General features: G+C 70.7%; 13 protein-coding genes. 6 read left to right on the forward strand and 7 right to left on the reverse strand.

Going from position 1 to position 18,531, the window contains the following annotated elements; all coding sequences use genetic code 11:
- Positions 1–194 precede the first annotated feature (194 nt).
- Positions 195–662, forward strand: a complete 468-nt coding sequence (locus G4D87_RS15375) for an SRPBCC family protein (RefSeq protein ID WP_163782817.1) — start codon at positions 195–197, stop codon at positions 660–662.
- A gap of 4 nt (positions 663–666) precedes the next feature.
- On the opposite strand, the gene G4D87_RS15380 is transcribed toward G4D87_RS15375, so the two are convergent.
- Genes G4D87_RS15380 through G4D87_RS15390 form a run of 3 tightly spaced genes read right to left on the reverse strand, consistent with a single transcriptional unit; the run spans position 667 to position 5,003 of the window.
- Positions 667–2,433 (reverse strand): serine/threonine-protein kinase, encoded by a 1,767-nt coding sequence (locus G4D87_RS15380; RefSeq protein WP_163782818.1) that lies wholly within the window; start codon positions 2,431–2,433, stop codon positions 667–669.
- Between the two features lie 37 nt (positions 2,434–2,470).
- Complete coding sequence (locus G4D87_RS15385) at positions 2,471–3,463, reverse strand: tetratricopeptide repeat protein (RefSeq protein WP_163782819.1); 993 nt, start codon at positions 3,461–3,463, stop codon at positions 2,471–2,473.
- Positions 3,453–5,003 carry a PEGA domain-containing protein gene (locus G4D87_RS15390; protein WP_240358301.1) on the reverse strand — a complete coding sequence of 517 codons (1,551 nt, stop codon included), beginning with the start codon at positions 5,001–5,003 and terminating at the stop codon, positions 3,453–3,455. Before G4D87_RS15390 ends, G4D87_RS15385 begins: the two co-directional genes overlap by 11 nt.
- A 246-nt stretch (positions 5,004–5,249) precedes the next feature.
- On the opposite strand from G4D87_RS15390, the gene G4D87_RS15395 reads away from it, so the two are divergent.
- Both G4D87_RS15395 and G4D87_RS15400 read left to right on the forward strand, forming a co-directional pair.
- Positions 5,250–6,332, forward strand: coding sequence for a YihY/virulence factor BrkB family protein (locus G4D87_RS15395; protein WP_163782821.1), 1,083 nt, complete (start codon positions 5,250–5,252; stop codon positions 6,330–6,332).
- 300 nt (positions 6,333–6,632) lie between these two features.
- Positions 6,633–9,668 (forward strand): chitobiase/beta-hexosaminidase C-terminal domain-containing protein, encoded by a 3,036-nt coding sequence (locus tag G4D87_RS15400; protein ID WP_205507598.1) that lies wholly within the window; start codon positions 6,633–6,635, stop codon positions 9,666–9,668.
- 97 nt (positions 9,669–9,765) lie between these two features.
- Here the strand turns inward: G4D87_RS15400 and G4D87_RS15405 are convergent, their stop codons facing one another.
- On the reverse strand, positions 9,766–11,364 hold the full coding sequence (locus G4D87_RS15405) for an ABC-F family ATP-binding cassette domain-containing protein (protein ID WP_163782823.1): 1,599 nt from the start codon (positions 11,362–11,364) through the stop codon (positions 9,766–9,768).
- A gap of 236 nt (positions 11,365–11,600) precedes the next feature.
- On the opposite strand from G4D87_RS15405, the gene tgt reads away from it, so the two are divergent.
- From tgt to G4D87_RS15420, 3 genes are read left to right on the forward strand one after another with little or no spacing between them, the layout of a single operon-like run.
- Positions 11,601–12,770, forward strand: coding sequence for a tRNA guanosine(34) transglycosylase Tgt (tgt, locus tag G4D87_RS15410; protein ID WP_163782824.1), 1,170 nt, complete (start codon positions 11,601–11,603; stop codon positions 12,768–12,770).
- On the forward strand, positions 12,767–13,630 hold the full coding sequence (locus tag G4D87_RS15415) for a tRNA (5-methylaminomethyl-2-thiouridine)(34)-methyltransferase MnmD (RefSeq protein ID WP_163782825.1): 864 nt from the start codon (positions 12,767–12,769) through the stop codon (positions 13,628–13,630). Before tgt ends, G4D87_RS15415 begins: the two co-directional genes overlap by 4 nt.
- A gap of 39 nt (positions 13,631–13,669) precedes the next feature.
- A complete protein-coding gene (locus G4D87_RS15420) occupies positions 13,670–14,536 on the forward strand; it encodes an alpha/beta fold hydrolase (RefSeq protein WP_163782826.1) in 867 nt (288 codons plus the stop codon).
- Between the two features lie 347 nt (positions 14,537–14,883).
- On the opposite strand, the gene G4D87_RS15425 is transcribed toward G4D87_RS15420, so the two are convergent.
- The 3 genes from G4D87_RS15425 to G4D87_RS15435 form a co-directional block, all read right to left on the reverse strand.
- On the reverse strand, positions 14,884–15,417 hold the full coding sequence (locus tag G4D87_RS15425; RefSeq protein ID WP_163782827.1) for an OmpA family protein: 534 nt from the start codon (positions 15,415–15,417) through the stop codon (positions 14,884–14,886).
- An 89-nt stretch (positions 15,418–15,506) separates the two neighbouring features.
- On the reverse strand, positions 15,507–16,880 hold the full coding sequence (locus tag G4D87_RS15430; RefSeq protein ID WP_163782828.1) for a sigma-54-dependent transcriptional regulator: 1,374 nt from the start codon (positions 16,878–16,880) through the stop codon (positions 15,507–15,509).
- The coding region (locus G4D87_RS15435; protein ID WP_163782829.1) for a two-component system sensor histidine kinase NtrB at positions 16,870–18,531 on the reverse strand (1,662 nt) is incomplete at its 5' end. The genes G4D87_RS15430 and G4D87_RS15435, both read right to left, overlap by 11 nt.

Consider the following 18,531-nt stretch of genomic DNA (forward strand, 5'->3'; position numbering starts at 1 on the left):
GCACATCGGGGGCCGCAGGGTGGGGTGAGCCGGGCGGCTCATGTCCCCGAGCGGAGTGAAGATGCTGGCAGCTACGTCCGAATGCTCACCCGTGGCGAAGGTCAACCAAGCGGTTGTGAATGCCAACGTCCAGGAGTATGTTGAACCAAGTGGTTGAGTAAAGGCCCCGCCGGCCGTCGGAAGGAAGGAAGCCCATGTCCTCTGCGCAGAGCGTCCAGGTTCGCGTCACCCGGCAGTTCAATGCGTCGCCCGAGCGGGTGTTCGACGCCTGGCTCAATCCGGAGATGGTCGGCCAGTGGATGATAGGGGAGTCGGTCCGCGACGAGGAGGTGCTGCGGCTCGCCATCGACGCGCGCGTGGGCGGCAAGTTCTCGTTCTTCGTGCGGCGGGCCGGAGAGGAGCTCGACCACGTGGGCACGTACCTGGAAATCGACCGGCCTCGGCGGCTCGTCTTCACCTGGCACATCGACAAGGAGGAGGACGCGCTCAGCCGAGTGACGGTGGAAATCGCCCCGCGCGCCACCGGCTGCGAGCTGACGCTGACGCATGAAATGGACGCGAAGTGGGCGGAGTATACGCGTCAGACGGAGCAGGGCTGGGCCACCATGATGGACGTCCTCATCCGCGTGCTGGCGCCAGGGCAGGTGCCGGCCGCACCTTGACCGTTCAGTCGGACACCTCTGGAGGCAGCATCTCCTGGCAGCGCCGGATGCCCCGCTGGGCCTCCACGAGGTGCGGATGGTCGCGCCTCAGGGCGCGGTAGAGCGCGATGGCCGGCTCGCAGTTGCCGTCGTTCTCCAGGGCGCGGGCGCGGGCCATGCGCTTCGAGGCGTCCTCCACCTTGCTCGCGAGCGTCGCCAGCTCGGGTTCCACGGCTTCCAGCCCCAGGCTCCGTGCCTGGGCCAGCCGCTTCATCGCGCTGTCCAGCCGGCCCTCGTTGAAGTCATTGTTGATGTCGATGGCCTGTCCCGCCGCGAGCACCTTGAGCTGCCGGGTCGCGACGTCGTCTGGGGCCGCCTCCGCCGCTCCAGTCGTGCCGTGAGGTGACGCGCCCGTGTCCGCGGCGGGCGGGGCCTCGGGAGGCGTGGGCCGCGCGGGGACGTTGACCGGGACCAGGGTTCCAGCCTTCACGTCGTCACCGCTTCCGCCCCGGAACGCCACGACGCCCACGCCGCCCAGGAGCAGGAGGCCCGCGATGCCCAGCCCCAGCACCGCGCCGGACTTCGAGCGCTTCGGCTCCGCGTAGGGAGAGGCCGCGTGCGCTGTCTTGTTGAAGCCCTCCGGCCCCACCCGGAGCCCGGTGCCCGAGACGGGCTGGGTCAGGGGAATGGGCGGGGTGCCCGTCACGGGCGCGGCCTCCGCCGGAGCGGTGCGCACCAGCGTGGCCTCGGAGCCCTCCGCGCCGAAGAGGAGCGTCGCCGGGCGCGCCGACTCCGCGCCGCCGGTGACGGCGGGGTTGACGCCACTGACGGCGCGGCGGCTGGTGAGCGTGGGCAGCGCGTTGACCAGGTCCGACGCGAAGGCCTCCATGGTGGCGTGGCGCTCCTCGCGGCGCTTCGCCGTGGCCTTCTGGATGACGGCGTCGACGGCCGGGTGCTGGAGGTCCGCCACCGCCTGCGCCAGTCGCGGCATGGGCTGGTGGACCTGCTTCTGCATGATTTCGGAGATGCTGGTGCCGTCGAAGGGCTGCTGACCGGTGAGCAGCTCGAAGAGGACGATGCCCACCGCGTACACGTCCGCGCGGGCGTCCACGTCCAGGCCCATGGCCTGCTCGGGGGACATGTAGCGCGGCGTGCCGGCCACCGAGCCCTGGAGGGTGAGCCGCGTCGCGCCGTCGGTGATTCGGGCGATGCCGAAGTCCAGCACCTTCACGTGCCAGCCGCGCATGCCCTGCCGGACCATGATGTTCTCCGGCTTGAGGTCGCGGTGGATGACCTGGCGCGCGTGGGCATGGGCGAGCACGTCCGCCACCTGGAGGACGATGTCCACGGCCTCGTCGAGCGCGAGCCGGCCACCCGTGGCGAGCAGGCTCTTGAGGTCCTTCCCCTCCACGTACTCCATGGAGATGTAGAGGCTGCCTTCCTCGTCCTGCCCGAAGTCGTGCAGCGTCACCGCGTTGGGGTGGGCCACCCGCGCGTAGCTCTTGGCCTCGTTGAGGAAGCGGCGGGCCACGTCCGGGTCCATGGACAGGCCGCTGTTGAGGAACTTCATCGCCACCTGCTGGCCGATGCCCACCTGTTCGGCCAGGTACACCGAACCCATGCCGCCCTGGCCCAGCCGCCGGAGGATGCGGAAGCGGCCCGCCACGACGCGGCCGAGTATCCGGTCCACGGCCGGCGCCACCGTCAGCAGGTCGGTGCCACCACAGGCCGGACAGGCGCCGTCCCACTTCTCATGTTGGACCTCGCACCGCTGGCAGATGAAGAGCGACATGGTGTCCTCGCAGGGCCGGAGGGGAGGGGGGCCGCCGTCAGCGCGTGGCCGGGGCGTAGCGCTGGAAGAGGAGGCGCTCCAACTCGCGAGCCCCCGCCTCGGGGGACTTCCGCCAGGCGGAGGCCGCGCGGAGCACGTCCGTGCGCGCGTCCTGCGGCAGGTCCGACGCCATCACCGTCAGCGCGCCGTCCAGGTCTCCCGCGCGCTGGAGCGCGGCGGCGCGCCACACGCGGTACTCGGTGCGCTTGGGCTCCGCGGCGGCGGCCTGGGCGAACAGGCGCTGCGCTCCGGCGAAGTCTCCCTCCTGGAGCGCCGCGAGCCCTTCCAGGAAAGGCGCCTGGGCCGCGGCCGTTGCGGACGGCTCCCCCGTGTCGCGCGCCAGGTCGAAGAGCGCGCCGGACTCCCGCAGGCGCGCCGTGGGGAGCGCTTCTCCGGCCAGGGCCCGCTGGTGCACGTCCTCGGTGGTGGCCTGGGAGGCCACGCTCAGCCGCGCGGCCATGTCTCCCAGGTCCGTGCCCAGGTAGCCCTCGGACACCAGCGTGCGCAGCGTCTCGCCCGCGGCGCCGGGGCCCACCAGCCGGCCTTCCTCCAGCGCGGCGAAGAAGCCGGCCTTCAGCTCCACGTGCCGGGCCGTCATGTCGGGCGGCACCTTGTTGCGCTTCTTGCGGCGCGCGGCCTTCAGCTTGCGCTCGCACAGGGCCAGCTCGCGCTGGGCCTTGGCGCGGTCCCGGATGTCCGGCGCGCTGCGAACGTAGGCGCGGTAGGCGGCGCAGGCACCGGGGACGTCCTTCGCCCCCATGCGCGCGCGGGCCAGGCCCAGGTAGGCGGGCAGCAGGGACGGATTGGCGCGCGTGGCCTGGAGCAACACCTCCGCCGCGTCCTTGTGTTTGCGCTTGTTGTAGAGGCGGGTGCCTTCGGCCAGCAGCGCGTCACCCCGGCCGACGGAGGGCCCCACCAGGGGCTCTGCCAGGCAGAGGCCACACGTCAGCAGCACACAGGCCCACGTCAGGCGCCGCAGGTCAGAACGCATAGCCCAGCCCTCCGCGAATGTTGCTCGTTCCGGCAATCTTCTTCAGCAGCGTGAAGCTGTGCTGGTACGCGACGGAGGCGTACAGGCCCTCGTACACGTAGATGCGCGCGGTGGCCTGTCCGGACGCGTGCAGGTCCAGCGCATAGAGGCCGTCCTTGAAGACGGCCGCGTCACCCGCGCGTTCCTTTACCAGGAGTCCTCTGCCCTCCAGGCCCGCTTGAATGGCGAAGGACACGGGCCCGAGCACGTAGCGCAGCTGCGGCTGGAGCGCGCGCAGCGACACCGCCTGCACCTGCGTGTCCAGCGACGAAATGCCGTCCGGCCCCACGCCGCCCACGCCAGGCGGCACGTCGATGCCCAGCGTCCACGTGTCACCGGTGGAGGCGTAGGTGGCGCCCACCAACATGACGCCGAAGAACTGGCCATAGCGGCCGTATTCGATGCCCACGCCGCGCAGGTTGCGTGAGCCCGGCGCGCGCACGTCCTGGGTGCGCAGCCCCTCCAACTCCTCCGAGGTGCTCAGCGGCTGGGATGCCAGCGACGTGCCCGTGAGGCGCTGCAGCTCGAACGAGGCCTCCAGGTAGCTCTGCCGCGCCATGGTGGCTTCCTCGCGGCGGCGCATGGCCAGCTTGAAGGACTGCATGGAGGTGGGCGTCAGCGCGTGCTCCAGCGTGTGCGTCCCGCCGGGCGCAATCTCCGCCGTCACCTCGTGGGGCTCGTAGCCGTCCAGCGTCAGCGACACCACGCGGGTGCCGGGCTGGATGCCCTGGTCCACCGCGGTGGTCCCCACCGGTTGGCCGTCCACGCGAATCTCCGCGCCCTCCGGCTGCGCCTTCACCACCAGCCGCGCGGGCACCTTCTCCAGCGCGGCGTCCAGCTTCACCTGCTGGCGCGAGCGCATCACCCGCGTCTCTTCCTTCGGGAGGTGCGAGGCCAGCTCGAAGCGGAAGGTGTGCTCTCCGGGCAGCACCTCCGTGGTGAAGGGCGTGGTGCCCACCTTCACGCCGTCCAGGAAGACGGTGGCCCCCGCGGGCGTCGTCTCCGCCACCACCGTGGCGTTGAGCGACAGGAACTTCACCAGCACGCCGGCCAGGGCCTTCTCGAACGCCGGGTTCGCCGTCTCCGCCTGGCCACGGGCGCCGGTGCCGGGCCGGACGCTGACGGCGCGGAAGCGGTAGCCCGCGTCGTCCTGGCCCACCTGCACCAGCACCACGCGCTCCAGGCCCAGTGATTCCAGGTACGCCTCCAGCGGCTCCCGGCAGCGCGCCTCGCCGGACACGCAGCGGAGGTCTCCGTCCTGGCCCTTCAGGTGCGTCGCCAGGGCGTCCCGGCCGATGAGCTGCCGGGCCTGCACGTCCTGCGGTATCAGCGCGGCAATCCCTGCCTCGGTGCGTTGCAGCAGCGCGTCCTGCCCTGGGTACAGGGCCTGGACGAGCCACAGCGTGTGCGAAGGAGTGGGTGCCTGGGGGCCCGGGGGCATTCCGGGTGCGGCGCCGGCGCTCAGCGCCAGGCTGACACTCAGGAGACAGGAGACGAACATGGCGTCCTCGGGGGAGGGGACCGCGGCGGAACCGACCGGCGGCCCCCTCCCAAGGTGTACGCCAATGAACGCTCTCCTGCCTAGGGGGGAGGCCTGAGAACGGGGGGATTTCTGGGAAAGCGCCGCCCAGGTCGCTCCTGCTCGCCTGCCCTCCGGGCGCATGCAGGGAAGCTGGGGGCTGGAGGTCGCCTGGGGTGTGGGGAATGCGCATCGTTCCCCCGGTCGCAACACCTCCGAGGAGGCGGAATGGTTCTCCCTGGCAAGGGAATGAGCTGGAAGAAGTTCTTTCTGGCGCTGAAGGACGAGTGGACCCGCGATGAGGTGGGGGACGTCGCCGGCGCGCTCACCTTCCGGGTGATCCTGGCGCTGTTCCCGTTCCTGCTGTTCCTGGTGTCGCTGGCGGGCCTCCTCATCGAGCCCGCCCAGGCCCAGGTGCTCATCCAGGAGCTGGCGCGGGTGGCGCCCCAGGAAGTGACGTCCATCCTGAGCGAGCGCATCGAGGCGCTCGCGGACAGCCGGCCGGTGGGGCTGCTGACGGTGGGCGGCGTCGGTGCCGTCTGGGCGGCCTCCGCGGGCGTGGTGGCGCTGATGACGGCGCTCAACAAGGTCTACGGCGTGACGGAGTCGCGTCCCATCTGGAAGCTGCGCGGCGTCGCGCTGCTGGTGACCTTGGGCGGCGCGGCGGTGGCCATCCTCGCGGCGTTCGCGGTCGTCGTCACCCCCGTCATCGCCGGCAAGCTCCCCGGCGGGCTGGGCACCGCGCTCATGTGGCTGCGGCTCCCGGTGGCGGGCCTGATGATGATGTTCCTGTGGGCGGTGCTGTACTTCGTGCTGCCGGACGTGAAGCAGCGGTTCCGCTTCATCACCCCGGGCTCGGTGGTGGGCGTGCTCATCTGGGTGCTGGCGTCGTGGGGCTTCTCCCAGTACGTGGCCAACTTCGGCAGCTATGACGTCAACTACGGCGCCATCGGTGGTGTCATCGTCATGCTGCTGTGGATGTGGATCTCCGCGCAGGTCATCCTGCTGGGCGCGGAGATCAACGCCATCCTCGAGCACCGCTCCCCGGACGGAAAGGCACCGGGCCAGAAGGATGCCGCGCAGGGCAAGGCGCTGACCGCCACCAAGACGGAGCTGGAAGCGGGGGGCGCGTCGCTGCCGGGCGCTCCGGGCTTCCAGCCCGCGGTGGACCCGGTGACGACGGGCCGGCCCCTGGCGGGTCCGCCGTCCATGCCGCCCAGGCTGCGGGACACGCCGCTCGCGGCGGCCTTCAAGTGGACCGTGGGCATGGGCCTGGGGTTGTTCCTGCTGCGCAAGTCGGCCCCCCGGTAGGCCGACTTTCTCTTCCCAGCGAAGAATGGGCAGTCACGCCCCGCTCCCCTCCGCGCCACCTGCCGCGGAGGGGAGCGGGGTGTTCGTGCGTGACGACGGGTGGCGTTTGTCTCGCGGCGCCCTGTCGGTGGGACAGGCTGCTGGGGCAGGGGGCTTGCGGAGCGCCCGCCCCCAGTGCGAGCGTGCGCGCCCCGTTGGCTGGATGACAGAGACGGACGTCGTCCACTGGCAGTCCCCTCGGACATTCCCCCTGCACCCTGCTTGCCCCGGCGCACGGTCGACGTGCGCCCTGGAGTTCCGATGTCTCCGATTCCCTCCTGGTCCCTGCGTCGCGTCGCGGTGCTCCTCACGGCACAACTCGTCCTCGCGTGTGGCGACGGCGAGCCGAAGCCTCCGCCTCCCACCGACCTCACGCCGCCCACGACGCGCGCCACGCCCGCGGGAGGGGACTTCACCACCTCCGTGGTGGTGACGCTGGCCTGTGACGACAGCGGCGGCAGTGGCTGCGCGGCCACGTACTACACGTTGGATGGCACCACGCCGGGCACCGGCTCCACGCAGTACCGCGAGCCCTTCACGCTGGGGAGCACCACCACGGTGCGTTTCTACTCGCTGGACGCGGAGGGCAACGCGGAGGCGCCAGGGGCGGCGACGTACACGCTGGTGGGCGGGGCGGACACGGAGCCGCCCATCACGGTGGCCAGCCCGGTGGGCGGCGCGTTCAACAGTCCCCGGAGCGTGACGCTGACGTGTGACGACGGCGAGGGCAGCGGCTGCGAGGCCACGCACTACACGCTGGATGGCAGCGTGCCCACGCAGGCCTCGCCGCGCTACACGGCGCCCCTGGCCATCACCACGTCCGTCACGCTGCGTTTCCTCTCCGTGGACCGCGTGGGCAACCTGGAGGCGGCGCAGCAGGCCCGCTACGTCGTGGACACGCAGGCGCCCCAGGTCGCCGCGACGCCCACGGGCGGCGGCTTCACCACGTCGCGGGCCGTCACGCTGGCGTGCGACGACGGTGAGGGCAGCGGCTGCGCCGCGATTCACTACACCACCAACGGCAGCCTCCCCTCACTGGAGTCCCCCGTCTACCAGGAGCCGCTGCTGCTGACGGCCACCACCCGCGTGCGGTTCATCGCGGTGGACTGGGTGGGCAATGTCTCCGACGTGGTGTCGGAGCAGTACACGCGAGACACCTCCGTGGAGGACCGCACCGCGCCCACGACGACGGCCTCGCCCGCGGGCGGCAACTACTGGAGCGCCCAGTCCGTCGTCCTGTCCTGCACGGACGACGCCGAGGGAAGTGGCTGCGCGGGTACGTACTACACGGTCGACGGCAGCGCGCCGACGACGTCCAGCACCCGCTACGCGGGCCCCATCACCGTGGCGGCCACCACCACGCTGCGCTACTTCTCCCTGGACCTCGCGGGCAACGTCGAGCTGGCGAAGACCGAGCAGTACACGATGGACACGACGCCTCCAACGACGACCGCCACGCCCGTGGGCGGCGTCTACCAGGACGCCGTCACCGTGACGCTGGTGTGCAGTGACAGCGGCTCGGGCTGCGCCGAGACGCGCTACACGCTGGATGGCTCCGCGCCGGGCGCGGGCTCGCCGCTGTACGCGGGGCCCCTCACACTCACGCGCAGCCTGATGGTGCGCTTCGCCTCCACGGATGTGGCGGGCAACGTGGAGCAGGTCAAGCAGGAGTCCTACGTGCTGCCCGACCTGGACCAGCAGGCGTCCGACCAGATCCAAGCGGTGCGCGACGCGCCGAGCGGCCCGGTGAGCCTCGTCATCAGCGGCGCCCGGATTACCTATCTCAAGGCTGGCGTGGGCAACCTGACGAACGACCCGGCGGGCTTCTTCCTCCAGGCGGAGTGGGCCGGTCCGGCCCTCTTCGTGCCGGTGGACCCGTCGACGTTGTCCCCGGTGCCGCAAGTGGGGGACCGGGTGCGCGTCACGGTGAACGGGAAGAGCGTCGTCAATGGCCAGACGCGCGCGACCCTCTCCAGCTTCAGCGTGCTCGGCAGTGGCGCGCCGGTGACGGAGCTCCTGCAGGACGTGAGCGAGGTGGACGTCACCACCGGCGGGACGCTGCCCGACTACGAGTCCGAGTACATCTCCATCACCGGCACCATCGGCTCGCCCGGGTTCTCCGCCGCTGGGCCGGGGCATCTCCAGGCGCCCTTCACGACGGTGGGGGTGCCCGCGGGTTCGACGTCCGCGTCCGTGCTGCGGCTGCGCCTGGTGGAGCCCCTCCGTGACAGCCTGTTCCTCACGTCGGGCTGCACGCTGACGGTGACGTCGCCGCTGTGGGTGTTCATGTCCGGGGTGCAGACGCGGCCCACCATCCAGCCTTCCGTGTGGACGGCGAGCGATGTCTCGGGGCTCGTGTGCCCCGCGCCCCGCGTCATCAACGCGTGGGCCACGGGCCGCAACACGGTGATGGTGCGGTTCGGCCGGCCGCTCGACCCGACATCGCTGCTGGCCAACGGCAGCCAGTTCTCCGTCCCAGGGCTGAATGTCACGCAGGCCCGGATGGAGGACGACACCGTGGTCGCGCTGACCACCAGCGACCAGACGCCCCGCCAGCCGTACACCGTCACGGTGGCGACCACGATTCGGGACATGCGCGGCCTCTTCCTCGACCCGGCGGCCACCCAGACGAGCTTCCCTGGCTACATGCTGGCGGCCCGGCTGCGCCTGAGCGAGGTGGCGCCCAACGTCCCCAATGGCAGGGACCTGGTGGAGCTCATTGTCCGGGAGGGTGGCTCCACCGCTGGCGCCACGCTGATGGATGGCAACTCGACGCTGGCGACGTTGCCGGACGTACAGGTGGCGGTGGGGGACATCATCGTGGTCCACCTCAACCCGGACCGGGTGACGCCGGGGACGGACGCGCCGGCCGCCGAGACGCTCGGCAAGACGCAGTATCCCGCGTCCAGCTACAGCTCGAACTTCGACAACGCCTGGGACTTCCACGGCGGAACGTTTGGCGTGGGGACCGGCAACCGGACCCTGCGCATCCGGGATGCCTTCGACGTCACCCAGGATGGCGTGGCGGTCGTCGTGACGGGCAACACCTTCGCGGGCTACCCGGCGCTGCTCCAGGCGCTTCAGGGCGAAGGACAGTGGTCTCCGGCGAACTGCGCCGGCGTGCCGTGTACGTATGAATCCATCCCTTCGGCCATGGATGTCTCATTCGCCTGGGAGGATGCGTTCATCTACCCGGGCCGCGATTACACGCTTCAGCGCAATGGCACCATGGACAACGGCACACGGGGCGACTGGCGGATCGACTTCGCCACGCTGGGCGCGCTCAACCCCAATTAAGCGCCGCGAAGCGGACTGAAACGCCCATCGCCGCCTCGTCCCGGGAGCGTTTCCCCGGGCCGGGCGGCGATTCGTGTTTCCGCCTGGGTCTGACGGCCTACCGGCGGCGCGCGGCCACGTCGGAGTGCTTCTCCACGAACTCCGAGTAGGGCCCGTTGAAGTCGAGCACCTCCTGGCCCGCCTGGAGCGACCAGATGCGGGTGGCCACCTCGGAGATGAGCTCCTGGTCGTGCGTGACGACGATGACGGTGCCCTCGTACTTCTGGAGGCCTTCCGCCAGCGCGGCGATGGATTCCAGGTCCAGGTGGTTGGTGGGCTCGTCGAGCACCAGCACGTTGTCCTGCATGATCATCAGCTTGGACAGGAGCAGCCGCACCGTCTCACCACCGGAGAGGGTGTCGGTGTTCTTCATCCGCTCCTCACCGGAGAAGAGCATCCGGCCCAGCACGCCGGAGATCTCCTCGTTGGTGAGCTTGTCGTGCAAATCACGCAGCCAGCCGAAGCAGGTGGTGCCCTTGCGCACGACGCCGTGGTGGTCCTGCGGCAGGTAGCCCACGGTGGCCTGGTGGCCCCAGCCAATCTTCCCGCCATCCGGCTCCAGCTGGCCGGCAATCATCTTCACCAGCGTGGACTTGCCCACGCCGTTGCGGCCGATGACGCAGACCTTCTCACCCTTGCAGACCAGGCCGTTGAAGGGCTTGATGACCTCCTGGCCCTCGAAGGACTTGTGGATGCCTTCAATCATCAGCGTCTGCTTGCCGCTGACCACCTTCTGGTCGAAGCGGATGAACGGGCGCGCGATGTTGGAGCGCTTGAGGTCGTCCGACTTCAGCTTGTCGATCTGCTTGATGCGGCTCTGCACCTGCGAGGCGCGGGTACCGGCGTGGAAGCGCGCGACGAAGTCCTGGAGCTGGGCAATCTTCTTCTTCTTCTCCGCCGTCTCGGACTCGACGCGGGTGCGCACCTGCGCCTTCTGCCGGACCATGTCGTCATACCCACCGGGGTAGTTGATGATGGCCTCGTAGTCGATGTCCGCGATGTGCGTGCAGATGGCGTTGAGGAAGTGCCGGTCGTGGCTGATGGTGATGAGCACGCCCTCGTACTCGTGGAGGAAGCTCTCCAGCCAGCGGATGGAGTCGATGTCGAGGTTGTTCGTGGGCTCGTCGAGCAGCAGGCCCTCCGGCTTGCCGAACAGCGCCTGCGCGAGCAGCACGCGGAGCTTGAGGCCGCCGGTGAGCTGCTTCATGGGCTCTTCATGGAAGGCCTGGTCGATGCCAAGGCCCGCCAGCAGGGTGGCCGCGTCGCTCTCCGCCGAGTAGCCGTCCTCCTCGGCGATGACGCCCTCCAGGTCGCCCAGCCGGTTGCCGTCCTCCTCGGTGATGTCGGACTTGGCCAGCAGCGCGTTCTTCTCGGACATGGCCGCCCACAGGGCCTGGTTGCCCATGAGCACCACGTCCAGGACGCGGTCGTCCTCGTAGCGGAAGTGGTCCTGGCGGAGGATGCCCAGCTTGCGAGGCCGGACGATGTTGCCCATGTCCGCTTCCTCGTCCCCGGCGAGGATCTTCATGAACGTGGACTTCCCGGCACCGTTCGGTCCGGTCAGGCCGTAGCGGCGGCCCGGCGAGAACGTGACGTTGACGTCCTCGAAAAGCTTCTTGGGCCCGTAGGCCTTGGAGACGTTGATGACGTTGAACATGGCGGCGGCGTTGTAGCGGAAATGGTGCGGTGGGCCAAAGCGGCGAGGTGTTTCGCGTGCTGCAGGTGACCGCGAGGACTCTCTGTAACCGCTGGGGAGGCGGGAGAATGCCAGGCGGCTGGCGGCGTTCCGCCTCGGACGGAATGCCAGGAGGCCTGTACGGTTGTCCAGGAGGGAAGCGGGCAGGGCAGATGGATGCGGTGCCTGCCGGGCGTGACGGGTATAAGGGCCGGCCCATGGCCGTTCGCTTCGAGCTCCTCACCACCGACCCCACGGGCGCCCGTGCAGGACTCCTGCACACACGCCGGGGTACCTTCAAGACCCCCATGTTCATGCCGGTGGCCACCCACGCGGGCTTCCGGCACCTGGCCATGGAGGAGGTGAAGGAGGCGGGCGCCAGCATCCTGCTGGCCAACACCTACCACCTGATGCTCCGGCCCGGCGCCGAGGTCTTCCAGCGCTTCGGTGGCATCCACCCCTTCATGCAGTGGGACGGGGGCGTGCTCACCGATTCGGGCGGCTTCCAAATCTTCTCCCTGCCGGAGGACCGGCTCATCACGGAGAAGGGCGCCCACTTCCGCAGCTTCTACGACAACAGCCGGCAGCTCCTCAGCCCCGAGTCGAGCATCGCCATGCAGCAGGCCATCAACTCGGAAATCATGATGGTGCTGGACGTGTGCATCGACTCGCGGACCGACGAGGCCGGCACGCGCGAGGCCATGGAGCGCACCCACCGCTGGGCGGTGCGCAGCCTGGAGGCGAAGGCGGCGCGGGACACCGGGCAGGCGATGTTCGGCATCGTCCAGGGCGGCGTCTTCCCGCACCTGCGTGACGAGAGCGCGGACTTCCTGACGAAGCTGCCCTTCGACGGCTTCGCCATTGGCGGCCTGGCCGTGGGCGAGACGAAGGTGGAGCGCGAGTCCATGACGTTGCGCGCCACCGCGTCCCTACCCGCCGACAAGCCGCGCTACCTGATGGGCGTGGGCACGCCCACGGACCTGGTGGAGGCCGTGCTGCGCGGCGTGGACATGTTCGACTGCATCATCCCCACGAAGATGGCGCAGCAGGGGTATGCGTACACGTTCAGCGGGCTCGTCCGCATCTCCCGCAGCGTGTTCCGCCTCTCCGACGAGCCGCTGGACGCGGAGTGCGACTGCTACGTGTGCAAGCGCTACACGCGCGGCTACCTGCAGCACCTGATGCGGGGCAAGCACCACCTGGGCTCGCGCTTCCTGTCCGTGCACAACGTCCGGCACTACCAGAAGCTGATGGGCCGCATCCGTGAGGGCATCCTGGGTGGCACGTACGCGCAGGTGTACCGCGAGCTGAAGGCGGCCATCGCCACGCCCAAGGACTTGAAGGACGAAGCCAACGCGCGCGAGGTGACGTTGAAGGAGGTCGGGTGAGCACCGCGCCCGACGCCAACCCGCGCGACGGCGACTTCGAGCTCATCACCCTGCGCAATGGCGCTCGCGCCGTGCGGCACCTGGGCCATGGCGAGGTGATGCACCCCTCCGTGGGGCCGTGGCAGGAGGCGCTGCGCCTCTATGTGGAGCAGGCGCGCCTGGCGGACCGGCTGCGCCAGCCCGGGCCGCCGCTGGTGATTCATGACGTGGGGCTGGGCGCCGCCACCAACGCGGTGGCCGCGCTCACCTGTGCCAGGAGCCTGGGCGCGGAGCAGCGCCGGCTGTTGGAGGTGGTCAGCTTCGAGGTGGACCTGGCGCCGCTGCGGCTGGCGCTGGCGGACGCGGCGGGCTTTCCCTTCCTCCAGCCGTTTCGTGACGCCGCGGAGTCGCTGATGCGCGACGGGGTGTGGGAGGCGGAGGGCCTCCGCTGGCGGCTGCTGCTGGGGGACGCGGTGCCGCACCTGGACGGCGCGCTGCCCGTGGCCGACCTCGTCTACTTCGACCCGTTCTCCCCGGCGTCCAATCCGGACATGTGGACCGAGGCGGTGCTGGCCCGCGTGCGCCGGCACTGCCGCGAGGACGGGGAGGGGACGTTGCTGCTCACGTACAGCGCGGCCACGCCCACGCGGGTGACGCTGCTGCTGGCCGGGTTCTTCGTGGGCGCGGGTGTGTCGACGGGGACGAAGGGCGAGACGACGGTGGGCGCCACGCGGAGGGAATCACTGGAAGCGCCGCTGGGTGAGCGGTGGCTGGAGCGATGGAAGCGCTCGTCCTCCCGGGCGCCTCATGGTGGGCAGCTCACGCCCGACCTGGAGGCGCGCGTGCTGGCGCATCCGCAGTGGCGGTCCGCCTCCGAGTGACGGAAGACATCCGCCGCGGTCCGGGGTAATCGGCAGGACATGCGCGAAGCCCTTCAGATGGAGGACTGGGGCGGCACCGGTCCGGTGCTGCACCTGGCCCACGCCAATGGCTTTCCCCCGGGCTGCTACCGCAAGCTCATCGAGCACCTGAAGCCGCGCTACCACGTCTTCACGCTTCGCACGCGGTGCCTCGTGCCGGGCTCCGACCCGCTGGCGCTGCGGACCTGGGATGACATGGCCGATGACCTGATTCACGCCCTGCGTGCTCAGGGCGTGCAGGGCATCGTGGGCGTGGGGCACAGCATGGGCGGCGTGGCGACGCTGCTCGCCTCCGCGAAGGCGCCCGCGCTCTTCCGGGCCGTGGTGGCGTTGGACCCGGTGCTGTTCACGGGGGCGCGGGAATGGGCGCTCCGTGCCTTGACGCTGCTCGGGCTGCGGAGCCGGGTGCCTCCCGCGAGTCTGGCGAGGCGGCGGCGGGAGGCCTGGGGCGCTCGCGAGGACGCTGCCCGGAGCTACGCCAAGAAGGCGTTGTTCGCGCGCTTCGACCCGGAGTGTTTCCAGGACTACATTACCCACGGCCTCACCGAGGCCCCGGGTGGTGGCTTCCGGCTGACCATCCCCAAGGCCTGGGAGGCGCGTGTCTTCGAGACGTCTCCCAAAGATGTCTGGCGGGAGCTGGGCACCGTGAGCGTCCCGTCCCTGGTGATTCGCGGCGGCGAGTCCGACACGCTGACAGGCGATGCGCTGGAGCGGGCCCGCCTCACGCTGAATGACACCCAGACGGAGGCGCTCTCCGGCACGGGACATCTCTTCCCGCTGGAGCAGCCGGAGCGCTGCGCCCAGCGCATCCTCGCGTTCCTCGATGGCCTGGAGTCGGCCCGCGCGGTGACCAGGGCCGTGCGTTGAGCCGCCGGAGCGGGTGCTGACGGCTTGCCTTGGGGACACCTCCGGCAGTGACTGGCATGACGTGCGCTGGCCGCACCCCTCCGGACTCGCCGTGCTTCGAGGACGTCGAGATAGGGGCTGACGTTGCACAGCAGGTTGAGCTGGCTGCGTGGGGCACCGTGTGCCTCCAGGTCTCGCGACCGCAGCAGCCCCAGTGACTCTGCCAACGTGGCCACGGAAGGCCGGGTCTTGTATCCAGGCCTCCGACGCATTCTGCTCCCCATTCCCCGTCCCTCCCCAGCGCCCGGCGTTCCCGGGGCGCATTCCGGGAGCAGCGTACCGGGGAGGCCCGACAGACTTCCGGTGGCTCAGCGCGTGGCTCGCTCCGCCGAGGAGAAGGTGAACTCCGCGCGGCGGTTCTTGTGGAACGCCTCTTCCGTGTGGGCCTCGGACAGCGGCTGCTCCTCGCCGTAGGAGACGATGGAGAGTTGCCTGGGCTCCACGCCCAGGTCGCGCAGGTAGTCGCGCACCACGGCCGCGCGCCGGTGGCCCAGCGCGACGTTGTACTCCGTGGTCCCCAGCTCGCAGGTGTGGCCCGACACCGTCACCCGCGTCAGGGGCTGCTCCCGCAGGCTCGTGGCGAGCTGCGCGAGCATGTCGCGGGACTCGGGCCGCAGCGTGGCGGAGTCGAGCTCGAAGTACACCGGCCCGGCGGACAGTGGGCCCATGGCCCGGCGGGCCGCGTCCGCGTCTTCATCCGCGGTCCGGTTGGACGTCGCCGCCGTGGCGGTGGGGCTGCGCTGCCGGTCCGGCAGGTGGTCCGTGGCGGAGGCCGTCTTGGGCTTGGAGGCACAACCCACCAGACTGACCGCGGCGAGGAGAGACAGGAGAATTCGGTTCATGCCCTGTGTCATCTACAAGGCCCATGCCGCGCTCCCGTCCCTCTGAGATACCTCCATCGCGGCCCTCGCACCGTTGCAGCGTGCCCAGGTCAGCGTTGCGGATTGCCCTCCGCGCGCTCGCGCCGGTGGATGGTGGAGACGTCGATGCCGAGCAGCTCCGCCGCCTTCGTCTTGTTTCCCCCGCAGCGGGCCACCGCCCAGGCGATGTACTCCGTCTCCAACTGCCGCAGGGGGACGATGGTGCGCTGCGCCGCGGCCAGCGGGTGGTTCTCCTGGCGGGTGTCGGCGGGCAGGTGGGGACGTAGCTGCGGCAGGTCCACCTCCTCCGTCGAACCGAGCACGACCAGCCGCTGCACCAGGTTCTCCAGCTCGCGCACGTTGCCGTCCCAGGGCAGGGCCCCCAACGCGGCCAGGGTCTCCGGGGAGAAGCGCTGCACCCTGGAGCGCGGATTGCGTGCCTTGGCCTGCTGGAGGAAGTGCTCGAGGAGCGCGGGGATGTCCTCGCGGCGCTCGCGCAGGGGCGGCAGCCGCAGGGTGACGACGTTGAGCCGGTAGAAGACGTCCGCGCGGAAGCGGCCTTCCTTGACGCGCGTCTCCAGGTCCTGGTGCGTCGCGGCCACCACCCGCACGTCCACCGTGCGCGTACCATCCGCGCCCACGGCTCGCACCTCTCCGTCTTCGAGCACGCGGAGCAGCCGAGCCTGGAGCTCGGGGGCCATGTCACCAATCTCGTCCAGGAACAGCGTGCCGCCGTCCGCCTCCACGAAGAGGCCGCGCCGGGCCGTGGTGGCGCCTGTGAAGGCGCCCTTGACGTGGCCGAACAGCTCGCTCTCCAGCAGGGCGTGTGGCAGCGCGGTGCAGTTGACGGCCACGAAGGGCCCCGCGCGCCGGGTGCCCTCGAAGTGCAGCGCCCGGGCGACCAGCTCCTTGCCGCTGCCGCTCTCGCCACGCACCAGCACCGGGGCGCTGGACCAGGCCACCCGCTCAATCAACGTGTAGAGGTCCCGCATCGCGGCGCTGCTGCCCACCAGGGCGCCCAGGCCCGCGCGGTCGGCGGCCTGCTGCTTGAGGGCGCGGTGCTCGGTGCGCAGGCGGCGCTGCTCCAGCGCGCGCTCCAGGGACAGGCGCACCTCGTCCAGCCGGAAGGGCTTGGTGAAGTAGTGGAACGCGCCGCGCTTCATCGCCTCCACGGCGCTCTCCACGCCGCCGAAGGCCGTCATCATCACCACGGGCAGGTCCGGGTCGAGCTTGCGCGCGGCGTCCAGCACGTCGAAGCCGTCCACGTCCTGCATGCGCAAGTCACACAGCACCGCGTCGTAGACGCGCGCGCGAAGCTGGGCGATGGCCTCCGCCCCACCGGTGGCGATGTCGACCGTGTAGCCGTCGTCCGTCAGCGGTTCCTTCAACATCTGCCCCATCTCGACGTGGTCGTCGACGACGAGGACCCTGGCTCTAGACGGCATGTCGCTCCTCTCCAGCGGGCGCGGCGGCGGGCCAGCGCACGGTGACGCGGGTGCCTCGCTCTGGCGCGCTGTCCAGTTCAATACGGCCTCCGTGGTTGCGCACGATGTGCGCCACCATCGTCAGGCCCAAGCCGGTGCCCTGGCCGCGCTTCTTGGTGGTGAAGAAAGGGTCGAAGACCTGGTGGACGTGGCGGGGGGCGATGCCGCAGCCGTTGTCCTCGATGTCCACGCGCACCATGCCCCAGGCGCCCGGGGCGTCCGCGGTGTCCATGCTCGCGCTCAGCCGGACGCGCCCGCCGGCCTCGCACGCGTCACACGCGTTGAGCACCAGGTTGATGAGCACCTGCTGGAACTGGTCGGGGTCGGCCGCCACCGCGGGCATGGGCGAGGCGACCGTCACCTCCAGCTTCAGGCGCCGCCGCTCGGCCTCCATCCACAGCAGCTCCCGCACGCTGTGCACCAGCGGCTCCAGCGGCACCGCCTGCGCGTCCGCGGGCTGGAGCCGGGAGAAGTCGAGCAACTGGCGCAGCGTCCGGCTCACCCTGTCTATCTGTTCGACGATGGTGCCCAGGCCCGCCGCCTGCGGGTGCTCGCGCCCCAGCTTCTCCTGCACGTACTCCGCCCGGCCGCGGACGATGCCCAGCGGCGTGCCAATCTCATGGGCGATGCCCGCCGCCAGCACGCCCACCGTGGCCAGCTTCTCCGCGCGCAGCAGCTGTCCCTCCAGCGCGCGCAGGCTGCTCACGTCCTCGATGACGACCAGCGCGTGGACCTCTGGCGTGTTCGGCTCCAGCGGCACCGCGTGGACGTTGTACTGGCCCGGCTGCTCGAAGAGGCAGAGAGGTTCGCCGTGGAGGCTGCGCACGCGGCCGTCGCTCGTGGCCGCGTGGACCAGGTCCTCCAGCCGCTGGATGACGGGGGGCTGGGCCTGGGGAAAGGCCGCCGTCAGGGGCTGGCCCACGGCGTCCGCCGGCATGCGGAGGCTCAGCGCGCGGTTGGCGGCGGAGATGTGCCGGGTGGAGGAGAGCGCCAGGACCCCGGTGGGGATGTTGTCGAGAATCTTCTGCGTCTTGTCGTGCAGGTGCGCCAGCCGCTGCGCATGGCGCTGGCTCTCCCGCAGGGCCTCCGCCCGGCTGCGCGCGAGCACCACGTACACGCCAAAGGCGATGAGGAACCCGGAGACGAGCACCGCGGCCAGCGACAGGCGCAGCACCAGGCCGCGCTCATGGGTCCGGAGCACGCGCGTCGACGCGAGCGTCGCCACCGGCCACGCCGCGCCATTCTTGAACCGCACCGGGCTGAAGGTGACCACCACCTCCGAGTCGCCCAGGCCGAGCCGGGCGGCTTCTTCGCGCTCGATGATGCGCGTGCCCGACTCGCCGGCGCGGAGGGCCTGTGCCAGCGCCGCGAGGCCGGGCGTCCGATGGCCGTCGGTGTCCAGCCGCCGGTACCCGTCCGCCAGGAGCGGGTGCGTCAACGCCGTCGGCGTGCCATGGGCCCCCAGCACCAGCAGCCGCGTCTCCGCGTCCGACGCGAGCAACTTCAGCGGAGCGAAGAGCGGCTCGGCGTCCACCAGCACGACGACGACGGCGCCGCTGTCCTGCGCGTCCTCCGGCAGGGCGGTGGCGAAGGCGCGCAGCCAGCCCGACTG

The sequence above is a fragment of the Myxococcus vastator genome (assembly GCF_010894475.1).
In the GTDB taxonomy this organism is placed as follows: Bacteria; Myxococcota; Myxococcia; order Myxococcales; family Myxococcaceae; genus Myxococcus; species Myxococcus vastator.